The sequence below is a fragment of the Treponema primitia ZAS-2 genome (assembly GCF_000214375.1).
In the GTDB taxonomy this organism is placed as follows: domain Bacteria; phylum Spirochaetota; class Spirochaetia; order Treponematales; family Breznakiellaceae; genus Termitinema; species Termitinema primitia.
In genome coordinates this window covers 3,421,019-3,437,364 of record NC_015578.1, presented here as the reverse complement: position 1 = coordinate 3,437,364, position 16,346 = coordinate 3,421,019, and the positions used below count along the sequence as shown (strand labels likewise).

Sequence of the window (16,346 nt, the reverse complement as noted above, 5' to 3'; positions counted from 1 at the left end):
ATTACGCTGCCGCCTTGATATCCTGGACCTTAACGCAATCCTGGTAGTAATTACAGAACCCGCAGCAAAGACAGTAAGACTGGCATTTGGTGGATTCCCCGGGGCGTATTTCAACAGAGTGGCCTTTCCCCAGTTCGGCTGCCATAGCCTCCGCCGCTTCTTTGTCATCCAACACACGCACCGCTGTTTTTCGCCCATCCTTCTTGACGGCATATTTAGTCGGCTTATCCCACCGTTCATCGGGAGTGCAGGGAGGAATATCGTTATCCCCAAGTTCCTGACACCGTACATATTCCCGTACCTTATTGCGGATAAAGGTATCTATCTTGATGAGGTTCACAAAGGTAACGTCAAACTCATAGACAAATACAGGATTTACCGGATACTGGCGGTCACGGGCAGCCTCGCTTTTGCTGTGGTCTTTCAGTAAGGTAATAAAACGGCACTTGGTGACCGTGAATCCGTTTTTAGCAAGGAGCCATGCGTATATCATTCCCTGCTTGTACCAGTCGCCAAAGTCCCCTACCTTAACCTTCCAGACCGATGCGGTTTTATAATCGCAGATAATACCGTTCTGCATATCGTAATTATCGATTCGTCCGGTAACGGTAATATCACCTACGGGGTAACTTATTTCCTGTTCGGTAAAGTCATGCTCCCCTTCCTGTTCCAAAAGGGAATGAACCGCCGTGCCCCAGATAGCCCATACCCGGTCTGATACGTCATCCTCCAAATGCTCCCAATGGCGGTCGGTAAGGATGATTTGTTTAATCCCCTGTAAAAGCGTAGTAGCCGAAATACACCCCGGCTGATTGTGCCGTTCCGCAGAAACTGCTTTTACCAGCCCCTCCGGAAGTTTCAATTTGTTTGTGATAATCATCAGTTGCCTCCTGTTGCTTCTTCGTCCTCATCTGCATCTACGTCCAGATAACCGAGTTCCACCATGTCCTCGCGGGTCATTTCCCAGCTATCATCACGGATCACTTCACCCTGCCGACTTTCAAAGACACCCCTGAAACCCATGCCGCCTTCGTTATATTCCAGCGTAAAAGATAGAGCGGTATACTTTTTGGTAAGGGCTTCCAGTATCGGGATCGGGGGAGACCAAGCAGTTTCAAACCAGACGGTGACCGGGCCGCCATCATCATCAATATCACAATCTGAGACATTCCATTTTGTGCCCCAGTTATCACGATGTTGGTCATACCAGTCTTCACCTGGTTCCCCTAAAGGGATTATCTTTTCAAAATCTAAAGTTTTTCGTTTATTCTCATTCGCTGAAAAACATTCAGACAGAAAAGTATCCACATCTTTCCTATCACCTTCCGCTTTCAAGCAGCTTTCGCACCAGTTCGGCATACTAACCTCCATTAATATTTGTTTGCTTAATAACCGGCTTATAGCTTTGATGAAGCTTTTCGCGCAGCTCGGCAAACTCACAGATATGAAATACTCTGTTCCCAACCCGCAGGTGGTATTCATCAATATACTGACAGACCTCATGTACCACAGAACCGTCATCCAAACCAATCTCAATTTCATCCCCGTCATTGATGGTAAACAGCGTTTTATACGAACTGTTAATAAAACGGATTCCTCTAGTTTCCATTCACGGCCTCCCCTTTCTTGCGGAAATCGTCCAGCAGCCCAAAATACTCGAAATCCTCAAGATCGCTGAGCAAACCGTCGAAATCTTCATCGGGGCCAAGCATTTCAGCAATCGCGTTTATGATCATAGAGTCAACGCCGTAATCATCCGCAAGATTTTCAAGATACTCATCCCGGCCCTCATAACCGTGTGATTTATAAACTGAATCATTCATTCTTTGTTCCTTTGCTAAAATTAAGCCGCCCCATGACCGGGCGGCTTTTGATACGGGAAAATGTGCGTAAGTTCAGGCTGCCCGCCGGATTTCCGGTAATTGGGCGAATACCAAATCATGTTTGAGCAGTGTTGTTTTAGGGGACCAGCAAAACCAGGAGGTATTGAAGTACACGCTTCTGCCCGGGATGAATTGCACGCGCCGGTCCAGGACCAAAACCTGAATTCCACGCTCCCGGAACATCGCGCCTCGCCGTACCCCCTCTAATGCCGTTATCGGAAGCAGCAGGCAGAAAGGAATCCCAAAGCTGAAACATTTTTCCAAAAACTCATCTTTCAATGAGTACGGCGGATTGGTGACAATGCATTTGGTTCCTTTTGGCGGTTTCCGCTGTTGCAGGAAATCAACGCCCGGTAGCCCGGTAGCTACCACGGTATGCCCTATCTTCCTGAACTGTTTTGTAATATTGGATGATCCATCAGGATCGCAGGGCTCCCAAATCACGCGCTTGCTACTGAACCATAAAAGGTGTTCCTGCAACACATCTATAGCCCCCATAGGCGTAAGGTAATCCTCGGCTACATCTTCCTGCCGGGTGAAATCAACCATCGCTTGTTTCATCGTATGTTCCTTCTTATTGTGAGATTAATCGTGTAAACTTTAAGCAATGCGCATCCCTTCCGCAAAGGCGCAGAAGGGATGGATAGGCTATGCAGCAAGCTCCAGGATAATTTCCTGGGCTTGGGTCATTACATCATCGCCGTCCAGAAACCGCGCCATTTTTGTATCCGCATACGTCGCTGTTTTGCGTCTCGGCTCGGCATTGCTGCGGTAATCCGCGATTGCCTGGTATGCCCCCCATGCCGTCCCCCGGAAGTTTTGCAGGTCATCCTTCTGCTTGAAAAGCGTCTTGATAAGCTCCTTTACTTCAAGGTTTGATTTAACCTGGCGGGTGGACATCTGTTTGGAAGCGGGGAAAAGTTTGTCCAGCACTTTTGTGATGTTGACCTTCTTTCCGGCGAGCATGGACGCAAATACTTCAAGATCGTGGAAGTATTTGGATGCCACGCCCATGGTCCGCAGGGCTTCATCCTTGCGCTGTTCCATGTTTGTCAAATGCCGGATTGATATTTTCCGTTTTGCGGTATGGAGCGCTGCCGTCAGGGTATTGTTACAGACTACCCTGATACCGGTCAGGAAGACTTGCAGGGACGCTGTGCCGTCATGGGCATTGGACAGGCAAAGATAGGGCTGGTAGTCGTCACCCACTATCCGGCCTTTCGGCATATTCACCAGCATGAAAACCCTCCGGCCATTCCAAAGGCTCCCGGCAGTTTCATAGGTGCATTTTGCCTTGTTTGTCCCTATCAATTCATCTGCAAAGGCAAACACATCTTGGTTTTGGGCAACACAGTACCGGTCGGTCACAATGCCAAGGACTTCTTTTGTGTCATTCCTGACATTTGCCACAAAACCCGGTATTGCCTCAGCCCAGTTACCAGCAGCAAATACCGGAATCTGGTCAACCTTCCAGGTAAGTTTTGCCGCTTTTATAGCTTCGCCCGAAGTGAGTACGCCGTCCAGCACTGTCCCAATTTCATGCCAGGGTACAACGCCTTTGCCGCTGAACATCCAATCGTTCTCCATAATTCCATGTGCCATAATTAAGCACCTCCAAAATTGAAATGGACCGCCTTTATCGGGCGGCCTTTGTGTGATATTTCCAGACAGCAACGCTGCCGTTAAAAAGAAGGTAAAGGCGCTGAGGATCATAGATTTATGTTCCCTCAACAAAATCTTTCAAAGACAGTTTTAGAATTTCATCACCTTCCAGCAGACAGCCATTCTCCCGAAAACTGAAGTACCCGGATTTTCCAATGATAAGATGATCTAAAATGTGGATTCCCATAATTTGTCCTGCGGCTATGAGCCTATTAGTCATAACCTTGTCCCCGCAGGACGGCTTTAAGCTGCCCGAAGGGTGATTGTGGCAAAGAATCACCGCCGAGGCTAAGTCTTGGGTAGCCGGGTAGAATACTTCCCGTGGATGTATGATTGCCCTGTTGATAGTTCCAGTACTCACAATACGGACTGATAATGGTTCATGGGCAGTATTAAGTGTCACTACAATAAACTGCTCTTTTTTTGCCTGGGCGTATCGTTTCACAAGCTTGTACATATCGTCGGGGTTTTTAATTATGGTGGTGTATGTCACTTTCCGTTCAGAGACGATTTCATAGAGCATAGAGATTCCTCCTGTAAATGAATAAGGCCACCCCATACGGAGCGGCCCGGATAACTTATAAGTTATTCTAAGTAGTAATATATAGGCGAAGGAGAGGTTTGATACGATTTAAATAGTATTACTACTATTTTTATTCATTTTATATTGCTTAATTTAAACATCTCTTTCATCTCGATTTATAACATAATCATTTTTAACGGTTGTTAAAAAATCCAAATGCCAATTATATTTGGCAACAATTTCATGATCTGGTTCTTTTTCAATGATATTTTTAACCCATTCTTGTTGTCGGGCATAATAGTCGATAGAATTATCTAGCAACATCGGAGATCCCGCCAGATAATTTAGAAAATATCTATGATCCATATTATCTTTCATTATAATATCAAGATAACGAACAAAAATATTAAAATACTTATCATTTTTCTTAAGTTCTGTTTCATAATCTAATAGCATTTTTGCCAAATCATCATCAAATATCAAGCGAGGCATTTTTGCTTTTTGTTCCAATTCATATACATTATTTATCGCTGGACCAAACATAATATTTTTTGTTTCATCAAAATACAAATTTCCCATTGCGATACCCCCTCTACAGAGAAATTTATTGGAAACAAAATTACGCATCAACATTGAAATTTCATCCAAACTATGATAAAGATATTTTACAAACATTTTATCATCACTATACTCATCTTTCATTTTAAATATAATATATGCACAATCCGAAAATGATGTAACATATTTTTCACCACAGTCAAAATTTGCTAATGTTTCTAGATCATATAAAGACCCATGAAAAATATTATTAATTTTTAATGATCCGTCAAAATCATCTATTCTCTTTTTAGACCCCAGAATATCAATAAAGTAAACAATGCCTTTTGAATATCCCATTATTCAATCCTATATAGCTCTGAGTATTCTTACTTTTTTTCGTCTGCCATAGTCATTTTACACTTCTTAATTGATATTTGCACTTATTACCTAACGAATATTTTTTAATGTATCATATATTTCTTTTGGCGAATACTGATAGCAATCCGTCCATATACTCTTAATAACTTCTTTTTTAAGATAATCTCCTTTATATTGCGAAATATTAGGATTCAAAAAATCATATTTTCTATAACTCTCGCCTTCTGCTTCATGGCCTTGACATTTGCAAAATACATTTGTGATACTTAACGTCCAATTGTTGAATGTTAAATATGTTACCTTTTCACCAGAAATCATTTCAATATCAGTCAATACTTTATTGATGATTTTTTGAGCAGATATTTCATCTAAATTATTCATTGTTTCCGCATATGAAGAAAATGTCAAATCAAAATGCAAAGGTTCCCTTTTACCAATTTTTATAAACCACAACCCCATTAGCAAAGGATCCAGAATGTAATTTTCAATTGCATATCTTTTCCCATTACCTAATATTAACAATTTGCTGTTATCCGCTTGCTCTCTTTTGGCATCACCGTCAATTATTCCATAAATATTAGGATTATCTTTGCATCTGTTTAAAATGAACTTCACATTCTCGCAATTTGCCCCATTTTCCTTTTTTCCTTTTGTTGGGAGAAATACAAGATTTAGACTATTCAAATTTTTGCAGAAAATGTGCGATATTTTATCAAAAGAAGATGCATCATATTCACTTTCTACAAAAATCTGCCGAGTTTGGTTCATTGACACTTCCAAAAAAGGAATATCTTTTGTCAATATTTCAATAGCTTCTTGTATGGTACTTTGCTTTGGTATTGATATACCACGTTCTTTTTCATAAATATTTTCATTATCTGCTGCCACAATAGTAGTCGGTGAATGACTACTAATTATTACAGGTATACCGCTGTCGACTATATCTCGCTTTAATATTTCAATCATTTTTTTTGACATTGAAGGATGAAGGCCGGCATCCGGTTCATCAATCAACAACAAATCTATTTTTTCAAAGTCTCTGCCTGAATTATATTTAGCCATTGCCAATGACATTAAGACTTGTTCACCGGTTGAGAGTTTTGAAGGACTAATCTCAATGCCAGTACTAATATCTTTTAATTTTAAGTGAAACACAAAATCAGTTTCATATTGCTCTGGCTTTGTTACCATGTAAGGCAATTCTAACACTGATAAAACAGTATTAATACTGTCCCAAGGCGCCTTTCCATATTTTTGGACAAACTCTCTATCAGATAAATAAAAATTTTTAGAATACCTTTTTTCAGTAGCTTCTATCTTTTTTAATTTATTAACAATTTCCATTCGATGGTAATATGAAAATATCCCTGTGATATTTGCTATAAACAAATCATTATTATTTTCTAATAAGGTTACATCAAAATTTTCTGATATATAATCAATATTTAATTTGCGAAAGTTACCGCCTGATGATAAAATTGCTTTCTCGAATAAAGTTGTTAAGTTGTTAATTTTATTTTGAGAGTAACCAAAGTTCATACAAAGATTTCCCACTGTTTCGTTAATAATATCAATCGGTTCTGGATTATTCGGATGGTTTACTAACGCTTGATCATATGAATTTTTTATATTTTCGAATACATTATGAATTTCAGATGAATTGTAAACTTCATTGATATCAGCACGTAACGCAGCAAATTTGATGTATTTTATTTTCTGGCATATTTTACCGTCATTTGCATTTACAATAGTACAATTTTGATTATTTATTGCTTCTATTAAATGGGTCTTCCCTGTCCCATTCTTTCCAGTTAATATTGTAAAATATGGCAATTTAAATTCGCATTTTTTTATTTGTGAATCTGGTACATCTTGGTTAATCTTAATTGAAATTTTATCTGCCACTAAAATACCCTATGTGAATCATATTATATCATCAAACCTTATGAATGCAAGTAACCACACGTCCTTCAATCCGCAGATTTTCCAGTTCTTCCCCTACTATTTGTCGGGGGGGATAGGCTTGGTTGGCGCTGATGAGGGAGACTGACCGGGGCAGCTCGTCAAAGGACACCCGTTTGACCAGTAGGGCGGTGTCCAGGGACAGGACATAGATGCCGTTGCCTTCGGTCTGGCCGGGGTGAAAAATAACCGCATCGCCATTGTAGATGTGTTCGCCTATCATGGAATCCCCGGCGACATAGACGGCCTGCAAGTTTTCCGGGCGGTAGGGGCTGACAAGGGATCGGGGGAGCTTGAGGGTCTCCTCCTCGGCATAGTCTTCTATCTCCCGGCCCCGTCCGGCGGCGGCTTCCTGGCGAAGCAGCCGTATAGCGACTTTTTCGGTCTCAAAGGGGGAGCCTTCCCCCAGAAGGAACCAGTTTAGGTTGACGTTATATATCGAGGACAATTTGTCCAGAATTTCACGGGAAGCGTGGTAAATGCCTTTTGAGAGGGAATACCCCCGCTCTTTTGATACCCCCAGGCTCCGGGCAAACTCCAATTTTGATAAACCGGAGCGTTTTTGAAGAAAATTATAGCGTTCTTCCTCGGTTTCCATTGACAGCCTCTATTGCCCTGATCTACAGTTAAAATCCGGTGATTATTTTAATCACCATGAGTGAATTTTATAGGCAATTAGCCGATTTGTAAAGAGGGTTTGTAGGATTGTATGGCAAAAATTGTGGTGGGAACCTGCGGGTTTTATTATACCGACTGGCTGGGGCCGGTGTACCCTCTGGGAACCAAAAAAGAGGACTATCTATCCCTGTATGCGAAGCGGTTTAACACGGTCGAGCTGGACTATACCTACTATTCCATGCCCAAGGCGGCAAATTTGGCAAAAATGCTGGTTGACGGGGGGCCGGGCTTGGGCTTTTCCGCAAAGGCGCACCAGAGCCTGACCCATAAAATTGACCCCAATAACTGGAAGGCTGAGGCGGAGACATACCGGGAAGCCATAGAACCGGTCCTGCAAGCCGGGAGGCTGGAAGCGGTTTTATTCCAGTTTCCCTATTCGTTCCATTATACAACTGAGAATCGGCGCTATTTGCGGGATGTGCTTTCTTGTTTTCAGGGGGTTCCCCTTGCGGTGGAATTCCGGGTGGCGGACTGGTATACCGCGAGGATGATCGAGGGTATGCGAAAACAGGGGGCGGCGCTGGTGGCGCTGGATATGCCGGATTTGGCGAAGCTGCCCCCGGCTCTGGATGTGGTTACGGCGCCCTTTGCGTATATCCGGCTCCATGGGCGGAATGCCGGGGCATGGTGGGGGTCCGATGAGGTGGCCCGGTATGACTACCTGTACAACGAGCGGGAGCTTGAAGCCTGGCTTGACCGGATACGGCGGATCGAAGTGCAGGCGGATAGGATTTTGGTGTACTTTAACAACCATGCGCGGGGGCAGGCGGTACAGAACGCACAAACGCTGTTAGAGATTTTGAAACGGGCGGGATTGGGCGAAATATCGGGCTGAACATGGGGAACATAAACCGGGCGGTTTGCCATCTTAATATTATCGGGTTCCGGGCGGCGGTGGCGGCTCAAAAGGACGGGGCGCTCCGGGGGCGGCCTTTTGTTGTTGCCGGGGCTACGGGGGGGCGGGCTTTGGTGCTTGACCTTTCGCCTGAGGCTCTGCGGGAGGGGATTAGCCCCGGTATGGCGTTGGCGGTTGCGGAACGGCTGGTGAGGGATTTGCCGGTGTTGGCGCCTGACCCTGCTTCGTATGCGGCTATGAATAGGGAACTGGAAAAGATTGCTTCGGTGTATGCGCCGATTTATGAGAATGACCAATTTGGCAATTTGTATTTGGACCTGACCGGGACGGCCCGGCTGTTCGGGCCTGCGGCGGATTGTGCGAGCCGGATTCTGCGGGAGATGCTGGAACGGGTTGGCATCCGCCCTGCGGCGGCGGTGGCGGGTAATAAGCTGGTTGGCAAGATTGCGACCCGGACTATTCGGCCTATGGGGCTTATCCAGATTCAGGCCGGGGGGGAACCGGATTTTTTGATCCACCAGGATTTGTGTTTGCTTCCCGGTATGGGGCCGTCCCTTTTGCGGACTGCGGCGGTTACGGGGCTGCGGGAGATTGGGGAGCTGGCTTGCCTTTCTGACGGGGAGGCGATTGCCCTTTTCGGGAAGCATGGGCGGCGGCTCAGGGACACGGCGCGGGGTATTGATGATAGCCCGGTGGTGGCGGCTTTCCTGGGGGAACGGCGGATAGAAAAACATTTGGAGCTTGCGGAGGATACCCTGGATTTTGATGTTATCCGGGGTGGCCTTATGCTTCTGGCGGAAACGGGGGGCATTGAAATGCGGGGGCAGAAATGGGGGGCTGGGGCGGTGGCTCTGGGCATTGTGTACGCTGATGGGGTCCGGGTGGAGGGGCAGGAAAAACTCAGGCGGCTTTGTGTTACGGATAGGGATATTGCGGGGGCGGCGGAACGGGTGTACCTGAAAGCGGTGGTGCGGCGGCTGAGGGTTCGGAGTATTACGCTGACCCTGGGGGATCTGCGGCCTTTGGGGTGGTCGCCTGATTTGTTCGAGATAGCGGAAGATACAAAACAGCGGAAATTGCAGGAAGCGGCGGATAAGGTACGGAATAAATATGGGCTGGCTATGCTAACTACTGGGACGGTGTTGGTAGCTTCCCGGAGGGGGCCTGCGCTGGCTTTGCCGGTGGGTTCAAATGCTTGAACGCCTGGGGCTTTGTTCGGCTTACTCTTTGCTCTATGGGGTGCGGAGGCCGGAGGATTTGATACAAGCGGTCAAGGCTCTGGGTATTGATACTATTAGTTTTACTGACCGGGATAATCTGTACGGGCTTCCGGTTATTCTGGAAAAGTCTAAGGAAATGGGAGTGCGCCCTATTATCGGCGCTTGCCTGACTGTACCTGATAAGGGGCTGGTGTATTGCTTTGTCCGGGATCGGCGGGGGTATTCCCGGCTCTGCGAACTGCTGACCATGAGAAACCGGGATACGGAAAATTACAAGCCCGTATCATTGCTGCGGCAAAATTCTGCCGGGCTTATTCTGGCTTCATCTGATGAAATTATTTTGGAAGCTTTGGCGGGCCGGGCTAACGCTTTGTATGGGGCAATAACGCCTGATTCCCTTGGGGCCATTGGCCCCAGCCGCAGGCTTGGTATACCCCTGGCCTTTCTGGATACTGCACTGTTTTTGGAAAAAGAGGATTACCCGGTTCACCGGGCTTTACGGGCTATTGGCCTGGGTAAAACGGTGGGTAATTTGGGCGAAGGGGACGCGGTAAAAAAAGACAGCCATTTGCTCCTTTCTGATGCGGCCCTGGAGGGGCGCCTGCGGTCATGGCCTGAGGCAGTGAAGGGGACGAAGGAGATTAGTGCTGCTTGTGTTTACCATGAACTATTTGAAGATTGGATTTTTCCCGGATACGCAACGGAACTATCGCCTGGGGAGGAATTGTATAGCCGGGTACTGGAAGGGGCGGCGGCCCGGTATGGGGAACTGGGGGACGCTGAGCTGGGGCGGATTGAGTATGAATTGGGAATTATCAACAGCAAGGGGTTTGCGCCCTATTTCCTCGTGATGGATGATATTGTCCGCATGGCTTCCCGGACCTGTGGTCGGGGATCGGGGGCGGCGTCTATTGTGTCCTATTCCCTGGGGATTACCAATGTTGATCCCCTGGCGCACAAGCTGTATTTTGAGCGGTTTCTGAATCCGGCGCGGCCTGACCCGCCTGATATTGATGTGGACTTTGCCTGGGATGAACGGGACGATCTGATTAAGCGGGTGATAGAGCGGTTTGGCCCTGAACACTGCGCACGGGTGGCAAACCATAATATGTTCAGGCCCCGGTCGGCGTTTCGTGAAGCGGCAAAGGCCTATGGGTTTGGGGATGCTGAGATTTCGCAAATTGAAAAACAGTTGTTTCACTTTGGGGATAAATCGGGTGTGAGTGATCCGCTCTGGTTGGAAATTCTTGACATTGCGAAAAAAATTGAAGGGCTGCCCCGTGGGCTGTCTATGCACTGCGGGGGGCTGGTGATTACGCCTGAGCGGATAGATAAATATGTGCCGATTGAAAGTTCTCTGGATGGATACCCCCTTTTAAGCTGGGAAAAGGACGGGACCGAAAGCGCGGGGTTTGTGAAGATTGATTTGCTGGGGAATAGGTCTTTGGCGGTTATCCGGGATGCCTTGGCAAATCTGGGGGAACAGGGCATTGCCATTGACCGGGATACATGGCGGCCTGTTGAGGATGGGGCTACTGTTGCGGCTCTGGCACGGGGGGATTCCATGGGGGTGTTTTATATCGAGTCCCCGGCTATGCGGCAGTTGCAGAAAAAGACCGGGGCTGGGGATTTTTCCCATATTGTAATCCATTCGTCTATTATCCGGCCTGCGGCGAATAAGTTTATTAACGAATATGTCAGGCGGCTCAAGGGCGGGGAATGGGCGCCCCTTCATCCACGGCTGGCGTATATCCTGGATGAGACCTACGGGATTCTGTGTTATCAGGAAGATGTGAGTAAAACTGCGGTTGCCCTGGCGGGGTTTGACGAAGTTGAGGCGGATAAACTGCGGAAGGTTATTGCCAAGAAAGCGGGGGTTAAGCTGGCTGTTTATGAAAAGCAGTTTTTTGAAGGGTGCAGGAAGAACGGTGTTGCTGATGAGGTGATACAAAAGATTTGGGAAATGATGCTGTCTTTTGACGGGTATAGTTTTTGTAAGCCCCATTCGGCTTCCTATGCTATGGTGTCGTTTCAGTCGGCGTATCTGCGGGTTCACCATCCGGGTGAGTTTATGGCGGCGGTGCTGAGTAACCAAGGTGGTTATTATAGGCCCCATGCGTATATTGCCGAGTGCCGGAGGATGGGGCTGGCTGTGGAGGGGCCTGATGTGAATGCCAGCCGCTGGCGGTACTACGGCATGGGGAAGCGGGTTGTTGTGGGGCTGATGGCGGTTAAGGGGCTGTCTGCTTCCGGGGGGGCGGCGATTGTTGCTGAGCGGGAAAAGGGCGGGGAGTTCCGGTCGCTGTCAGATTTCCTGCGGCGGGTACGGCTGGGGCGGGATGATGTGATCGCGCTCTGCCCTGCGGGGGTGTTTGACGGCATTGCCGGGGGCTTGCCCAGGGCGTTGCAGGCGCGGGAATTGTTGAAGGCACATACCGGGGCGAGCCGTAAGGGGCAGGATGAATTATTTGCTGCGGAGGTTACCCCGGTTTACCGGACTGGCGGGGGGGCTGTACTGGCTACGGCTCCGGTGAAGCAGAAAACGGGTGATGAGGAGTTATGGGAGGAATACCGGGCGCTGGGGTTTCTGCGGGGGCTGCATCCGCTGGCGCTGTGGAAGGATAAGATTAGAGGATTGCGGCGGGTTAAGGGGCGGTATGTTGGGGAATATATTGGGCAGTCTGTGTGCCTTCTGGGGTGGCCTGTTACCCAGAAGGAGGTCTGGACTAAGGACGGGCTTACTATGAGCTTTCTGACCTTTGAGGATGAGACGGCGCTGTATGAGACGGTGATTTTTCCTGGGGTGTATGAGCGGTATGGGCGGCTGCTGTTTGACCAGGCGCCGCTGCTGGTGTATGGAAGGGTGTGTGAGGATAACGGGGCGGTTTCGGTGGAGGTGGGGCGGGTGGTGGGGGTATAGTTGTATGGATTGTATTACAAGGCTTTACCAAACACTGATAATAATTTCATATATTTCATCTTTATAAATAAATAACCAAAATTTTTTTTGTCCAAGCACCTTTTTTAGGCCGATGAAAAAAAGTATACTAGGTGTAGAATATAACTTTGGCGATTTAAACAAGGAGTAAAATATGCCAGCAACGCCGATTGGGAGTGATGATTTACTGTATAAATATTATTCAAATTCTCAGCATGCCTTTGATAATATAGGTAAAAATGAACTCTGTTTGAATGATGTGAGCTATTTCAATGACCCCTTCGAGGGCTTTGGAAAATATGTACCAGGCGTTGCGGTTCCCGCTACCATACATGGTAGGCCCACGCCGCCGCCCTTTATACGCCATAGCGAACTGATGTCTGAAATCAACCATAACTATAGGATAGGTTGTTTTACCGAAACCTATGACAATCCCCTTATGTGGTCCCATTACACCAATTCCCATCAAGGTTTTTGTGTTGCCTACAAGAAAAGTGAAATCGAAGCAAGCATTTCGTTTTTAGAACAAGTTGCTTATGCGACTGCCATGCCAGTCGTATCTGGCGTTACCGATACGGATGTAAAGACTGTGTTGCTCACAAAATCAAGCCATTGGGACTACGAGAAGGAATGGCGTGCTGTCCTTAAAATAACCCCGGAGGAAATTGATAGGAAAGAGTTTGATGAGCTTGAGCGCCTTGATTATGAAGCGAGGCAGAAAAGCGGCATAGGTATTCCGTATTACTTCTGGCTGAGGTCTTTGCGTTTTTATAAAGCTCCAAAACGCTGTTTTATTCATTGCAAACCTGTTAAATTTTATTTCGGCTTGAGAATGTTAACCATAAATTGGATGCACCTGATGGATATTGTTCCCGGTATTGAATATTTTAATATGCGCCAGAAATTGGATTCCTATGATATTGAGCCCATCCCACAGTCTCCCGGTTGGGGCAGTACGGGAGCAACGCCTGGAAAAGCGCCAGGGACCGTTTAGGGAAGGTACCTAGCGCTTTTCCGGAACTAATTCACTGATTTGCGCATGTATCGCCGTCAAGAATCAGCTGGTTTCCGGAAAGCGTATAGGGAACTGTTTCTTTCTTGCCAATGGTTTCAGGTATTACTAATTCAGTAATTGTTATTGTTTTATTTGTAAAGGTAAATGAGGCTTTTGCCATTACGATTCCAATCCAATTGATTGCCATAACATTTCCCTAAAAAACTAGGCTGGTGTTTTCATCTTCGATTCCCTTCAAACTTGGTAGGGGTAGTTAAGCCGCGCTTGGGAGAGCTACTAGTCCCGGTATCACAAGCTATAAGAGAAAAAATTGCCACTAATTGTTATTCCATGTCTGGCAGATATCTGAATTTCCTTCATCATCATCATTGAGGATATATACCAAAAATAGGCATTTTAGCCTGTATAGGATATATATAGACCGATGATGATGATGACAGAAGTTTTTATTGGGACAAGCCTTTTGGTAGCCCAATTTGTTGAAGAAACTTATCTTTTGCAATTCCTTTGAGTACTACTGGGGCATTCGCATCTCCGGGTAGGCTCGGCCATTCCATCGCATTATCTTGCCTTTTCTTTATCAAACACGACCCAGAGTCTGTTTGTTGCAATACCTGAATTGTTTTATGCCATCTATCGATAAAGGCGAACAAGTCGCCTCCCTTTGGGTTTTTATCAAAATCCTCAATCACCATCCTTGACAGCGCGGGGACTCCGCAATGAACATTAACTGGTTTTGGCCTGATAATCAGGTCTGGTTCTGCTTGGACTCTCAGCAAAGATGGCTTTTTCTCAACTTGCGCTGGATCAGGTGCAGGTTGTTTGATGGTTTCTTTTTTGGCTTTTGGCGTTACAGGCTTTGGCGACGAAATGGTCTTTTCCTTTGGCTGAGCTGGTACGTCTTTAAGCACATCTGCTACCGCAGAGACTGATTTCTGCAATTCATGTTGGTTATTTATAACTTTCTCTTTAGTTTTCATAACATTACTCCTCTTTAATTACATTGGTCATTTTACAGGATTGAAGATATTGTTTTATATCTTCCTCTGTAAATCGCCATTGTTTTCCGACTTTTAATGCCGGTAGTGTTCCTTCTTCCGCAAACTTATATACGGTCGATAGTGATAGTTGCAATTTTTCAGCAACATCCGTAATGGTCAAAGTTGTATCCAAATTTTCTCCTCATTCAATTACTAATTACTTAGACTATATCTATAATAATGTTCGTACATAAAAGTGAATCATACTAGCAAGCAGCTATCGTAACATAAGAATAGAAACTAATAATAGCCAACAACAAAATTGAAAATAGGAGTAAGATTATGGTTTTTATAAACGGCGAGCAGGTTCTAGAGGGGATTGATAAAATAACGGTCATCATGCATCCATGTCTTGATGATTGCTATGATGCAAGTAAATTCTTTATGTCAAACAGAAAAATTTCAATCAGAAGAATCAGAAATAGATTTAATAACTTCACCTATATTGATATACAGGCAGAAGAATTATTCCATTCACCAAACATATTGCAAAACGTAGCTCATGCCCTTTACAGTCGAATAAAAAAGGGAGGGATTATTATAAACAGAAATGCCTATATCGAAACATGGGACAAATATATTTCACAAGACAAAGATTTTGAGATAACAGAGGACTTCATCTTTAGGAATATACGTCAATTTATAATCGGCATTAGTGAAGTTGAGTTTTTCTTCGATATGTCATTAGAATCAATATCATTATCTAATAATGCAATCGTATTTGATGTAGGAACCGGAAGTGGCAAACGAACTTACTTGGATTTTCGAAAAACAAATAAGGATACAAGGGTATTAAAACAGTATTTCAATACGATATATTCGCCCGATTTCACTCCTCATTTTCGCAAATCATCGATTGATTACTACAATACAGCAGAAAAAGATAAGGCTTATAATCAAACTAAACACAGCCTAATCGACAGCAGCCCTTACCAAGGCAGAATCGAGTTTCGTCTCACACGGGGCAATTCAAAATACTTGGCCATTGATAATATTGATGGCACTTACAAGGAAATTATCCAAAGGTTCACACCTCTTTTAAGCATACTTTATTACAAGTACTTCTTAAATGTCGTTCTCGTTGATACGAATGCCAGTACTCATCCGGTTTTTAGTTCTATCTACAACGGAGCTAAGGAAGAAAAGCTAAGGTATACCGGAAAGGACTTGTTGAAATTCAAAAACGATGGTAGTACACGTATAAGTTATAATCAAATCGTTTCAAGTTATGGATATCTCATTTCGTTACTTGATAATGATGACACGATTATCAAACACCACAGCATGCAAGATGCTCGCAGCACTCACAATACACTCGGTTCTCGACTCTCCCGCATCAAACATGATATAGATGTGATGAACAATGATGACAGTAGTGAAAATAACAAAATGGTACCAAAAGCCAACCATAGTAATGTGAATTTTACCACATTTATCGATACAGATTGTTATAATAACAAGTTAGCACCTATCACCACCGACGCTATTCTTGATTGTCATTGATAAATAAGAACATATACTATACTAAGAGGTCGCCATTGAGAGAATATTCTATGGGATTTTGAATGCTTTTCTTATTCATCAAAAATGGTCTAGGAGTATTGCGTTCTCTACATGAGCTGCCTAGAGCAGGAAATCATCGGTAACTGCG

Annotated in this window: 18 protein-coding genes; 5 read left to right on the top strand and 13 right to left on the bottom strand. The window is 45.2% G+C overall.

The window, feature by feature from the left end; translation table 11 throughout:
* Nucleotide 1: 1 nt before the first annotated feature.
* The 10 genes from TREPR_RS14825 to TREPR_RS14780 form a co-directional block, all read right to left on the bottom strand.
* Nucleotides 2–880: a PD-(D/E)XK nuclease family protein gene (locus tag TREPR_RS14825; RefSeq protein ID WP_015709158.1), complete on the bottom strand. Its 879-nt coding sequence runs from the start codon at nt 878–880 to the stop codon at nt 2–4.
* Nucleotides 880–1,359, bottom strand: a complete 480-nt coding sequence (locus TREPR_RS14820; protein WP_015709157.1) for a DUF1281 family ferredoxin-like fold protein — start codon at nt 1,357–1,359, stop codon at nt 880–882. The genes TREPR_RS14825 and TREPR_RS14820 overlap by 1 nt, the downstream gene beginning before the upstream one ends.
* Nucleotide 1,360: 1 nt before the next feature.
* Nucleotides 1,361–1,609: a hypothetical protein gene (locus tag TREPR_RS14815; RefSeq protein ID WP_015709156.1), complete on the bottom strand. Its 249-nt coding sequence runs from the start codon at nt 1,607–1,609 to the stop codon at nt 1,361–1,363.
* On the bottom strand, nt 1,599–1,823 hold the full coding sequence (locus tag TREPR_RS14810) for a hypothetical protein (RefSeq protein WP_015709155.1): 225 nt from the start codon (nt 1,821–1,823) through the stop codon (nt 1,599–1,601). The genes TREPR_RS14815 and TREPR_RS14810 overlap by 11 nt, the downstream gene beginning before the upstream one ends.
* A gap of 72 nt (nt 1,824–1,895) precedes the next feature.
* Nucleotides 1,896–2,444: a hypothetical protein gene (locus TREPR_RS14805; RefSeq protein WP_041611238.1), complete on the bottom strand. Its 549-nt coding sequence runs from the start codon at nt 2,442–2,444 to the stop codon at nt 1,896–1,898.
* An 87-nt stretch (nt 2,445–2,531) separates the two neighbouring features.
* Nucleotides 2,532–3,485 (bottom strand): DUF932 domain-containing protein, encoded by a 954-nt coding sequence (locus TREPR_RS14800; protein ID WP_041611237.1) that lies wholly within the window; start codon nt 3,483–3,485, stop codon nt 2,532–2,534.
* Between the two features lie 115 nt (nt 3,486–3,600).
* On the bottom strand, nt 3,601–4,068 hold the full coding sequence (locus tag TREPR_RS14795) for a JAB domain-containing protein (protein WP_015709152.1): 468 nt from the start codon (nt 4,066–4,068) through the stop codon (nt 3,601–3,603).
* A gap of 153 nt (nt 4,069–4,221) precedes the next feature.
* A complete protein-coding gene (locus TREPR_RS14790; protein ID WP_015709151.1) occupies nt 4,222–4,965 on the bottom strand; it encodes a hypothetical protein in 744 nt (247 codons plus the stop codon).
* Between the two features lie 90 nt (nt 4,966–5,055).
* The gene (locus tag TREPR_RS14785) at nt 5,056–6,891 is read right to left on the bottom strand and encodes an AAA family ATPase (RefSeq protein WP_015709150.1); all 1,836 of its coding nucleotides are present in this window, start codon (nt 6,889–6,891) and stop codon (nt 5,056–5,058) included.
* A gap of 31 nt (nt 6,892–6,922) precedes the next feature.
* Nucleotides 6,923–7,546 carry a LexA family transcriptional regulator gene (locus TREPR_RS14780; protein ID WP_015709149.1) on the bottom strand — a complete coding sequence of 208 codons (624 nt, stop codon included), beginning with the start codon at nt 7,544–7,546 and terminating at the stop codon, nt 6,923–6,925.
* Nucleotides 7,547–7,657: 111 nt separating this feature from the next.
* Between TREPR_RS14780 and TREPR_RS14775 the strand changes: the two genes are divergently transcribed.
* The 4 genes from TREPR_RS14775 to TREPR_RS14760 all read left to right on the top strand — a co-directional run bounded on the left by TREPR_RS14775 (nt 7,658) and on the right by TREPR_RS14760 (nt 13,634).
* Nucleotides 7,658–8,461, top strand: coding sequence for a DUF72 domain-containing protein (locus TREPR_RS14775; protein ID WP_015709148.1), 804 nt, complete (start codon nt 7,658–7,660; stop codon nt 8,459–8,461).
* Nucleotides 8,462–8,463: 2 nt separating this feature from the next.
* On the top strand, nt 8,464–9,681 hold the full coding sequence (locus TREPR_RS14770) for a DNA polymerase Y family protein (protein WP_015709147.1): 1,218 nt from the start codon (nt 8,464–8,466) through the stop codon (nt 9,679–9,681).
* On the top strand, nt 9,674–12,622 hold the full coding sequence (dnaE, locus tag TREPR_RS14765; protein ID WP_015709146.1) for a DNA polymerase III subunit alpha: 2,949 nt from the start codon (nt 9,674–9,676) through the stop codon (nt 12,620–12,622). The genes TREPR_RS14770 and dnaE overlap by 8 nt, the downstream gene beginning before the upstream one ends.
* Before the next feature lie 172 nt (nt 12,623–12,794).
* A complete protein-coding gene (locus TREPR_RS14760) occupies nt 12,795–13,634 on the top strand; it encodes a DUF2971 domain-containing protein (protein ID WP_015709145.1) in 840 nt (279 codons plus the stop codon).
* A gap of 31 nt (nt 13,635–13,665) precedes the next feature.
* Here the strand turns inward: TREPR_RS14760 and TREPR_RS18680 are convergent, their stop codons facing one another.
* From TREPR_RS18680 to TREPR_RS14750, 3 genes are all read right to left on the bottom strand, one after another.
* A complete protein-coding gene (locus tag TREPR_RS18680) occupies nt 13,666–13,842 on the bottom strand; it encodes a hypothetical protein (protein WP_015709144.1) in 177 nt (58 codons plus the stop codon).
* 259 nt (nt 13,843–14,101) lie between these two features.
* Nucleotides 14,102–14,635 carry an IS66 family insertion sequence element accessory protein TnpB gene (tnpB, locus tag TREPR_RS14755; protein WP_041611236.1) on the bottom strand — a complete coding sequence of 178 codons (534 nt, stop codon included), beginning with the start codon at nt 14,633–14,635 and terminating at the stop codon, nt 14,102–14,104.
* Between the two features lie 4 nt (nt 14,636–14,639).
* A complete protein-coding gene (locus TREPR_RS14750) occupies nt 14,640–14,828 on the bottom strand; it encodes a helix-turn-helix domain-containing protein (protein ID WP_015709143.1) in 189 nt (62 codons plus the stop codon).
* Between the two features lie 149 nt (nt 14,829–14,977).
* On the opposite strand from TREPR_RS14750, the gene TREPR_RS14745 reads away from it, so the two are divergent.
* The gene (locus TREPR_RS14745) at nt 14,978–16,198 is read left to right on the top strand and encodes a hypothetical protein (protein ID WP_015709142.1); all 1,221 of its coding nucleotides are present in this window, start codon (nt 14,978–14,980) and stop codon (nt 16,196–16,198) included.
* Nucleotides 16,199–16,346 lie beyond the last annotated feature (148 nt).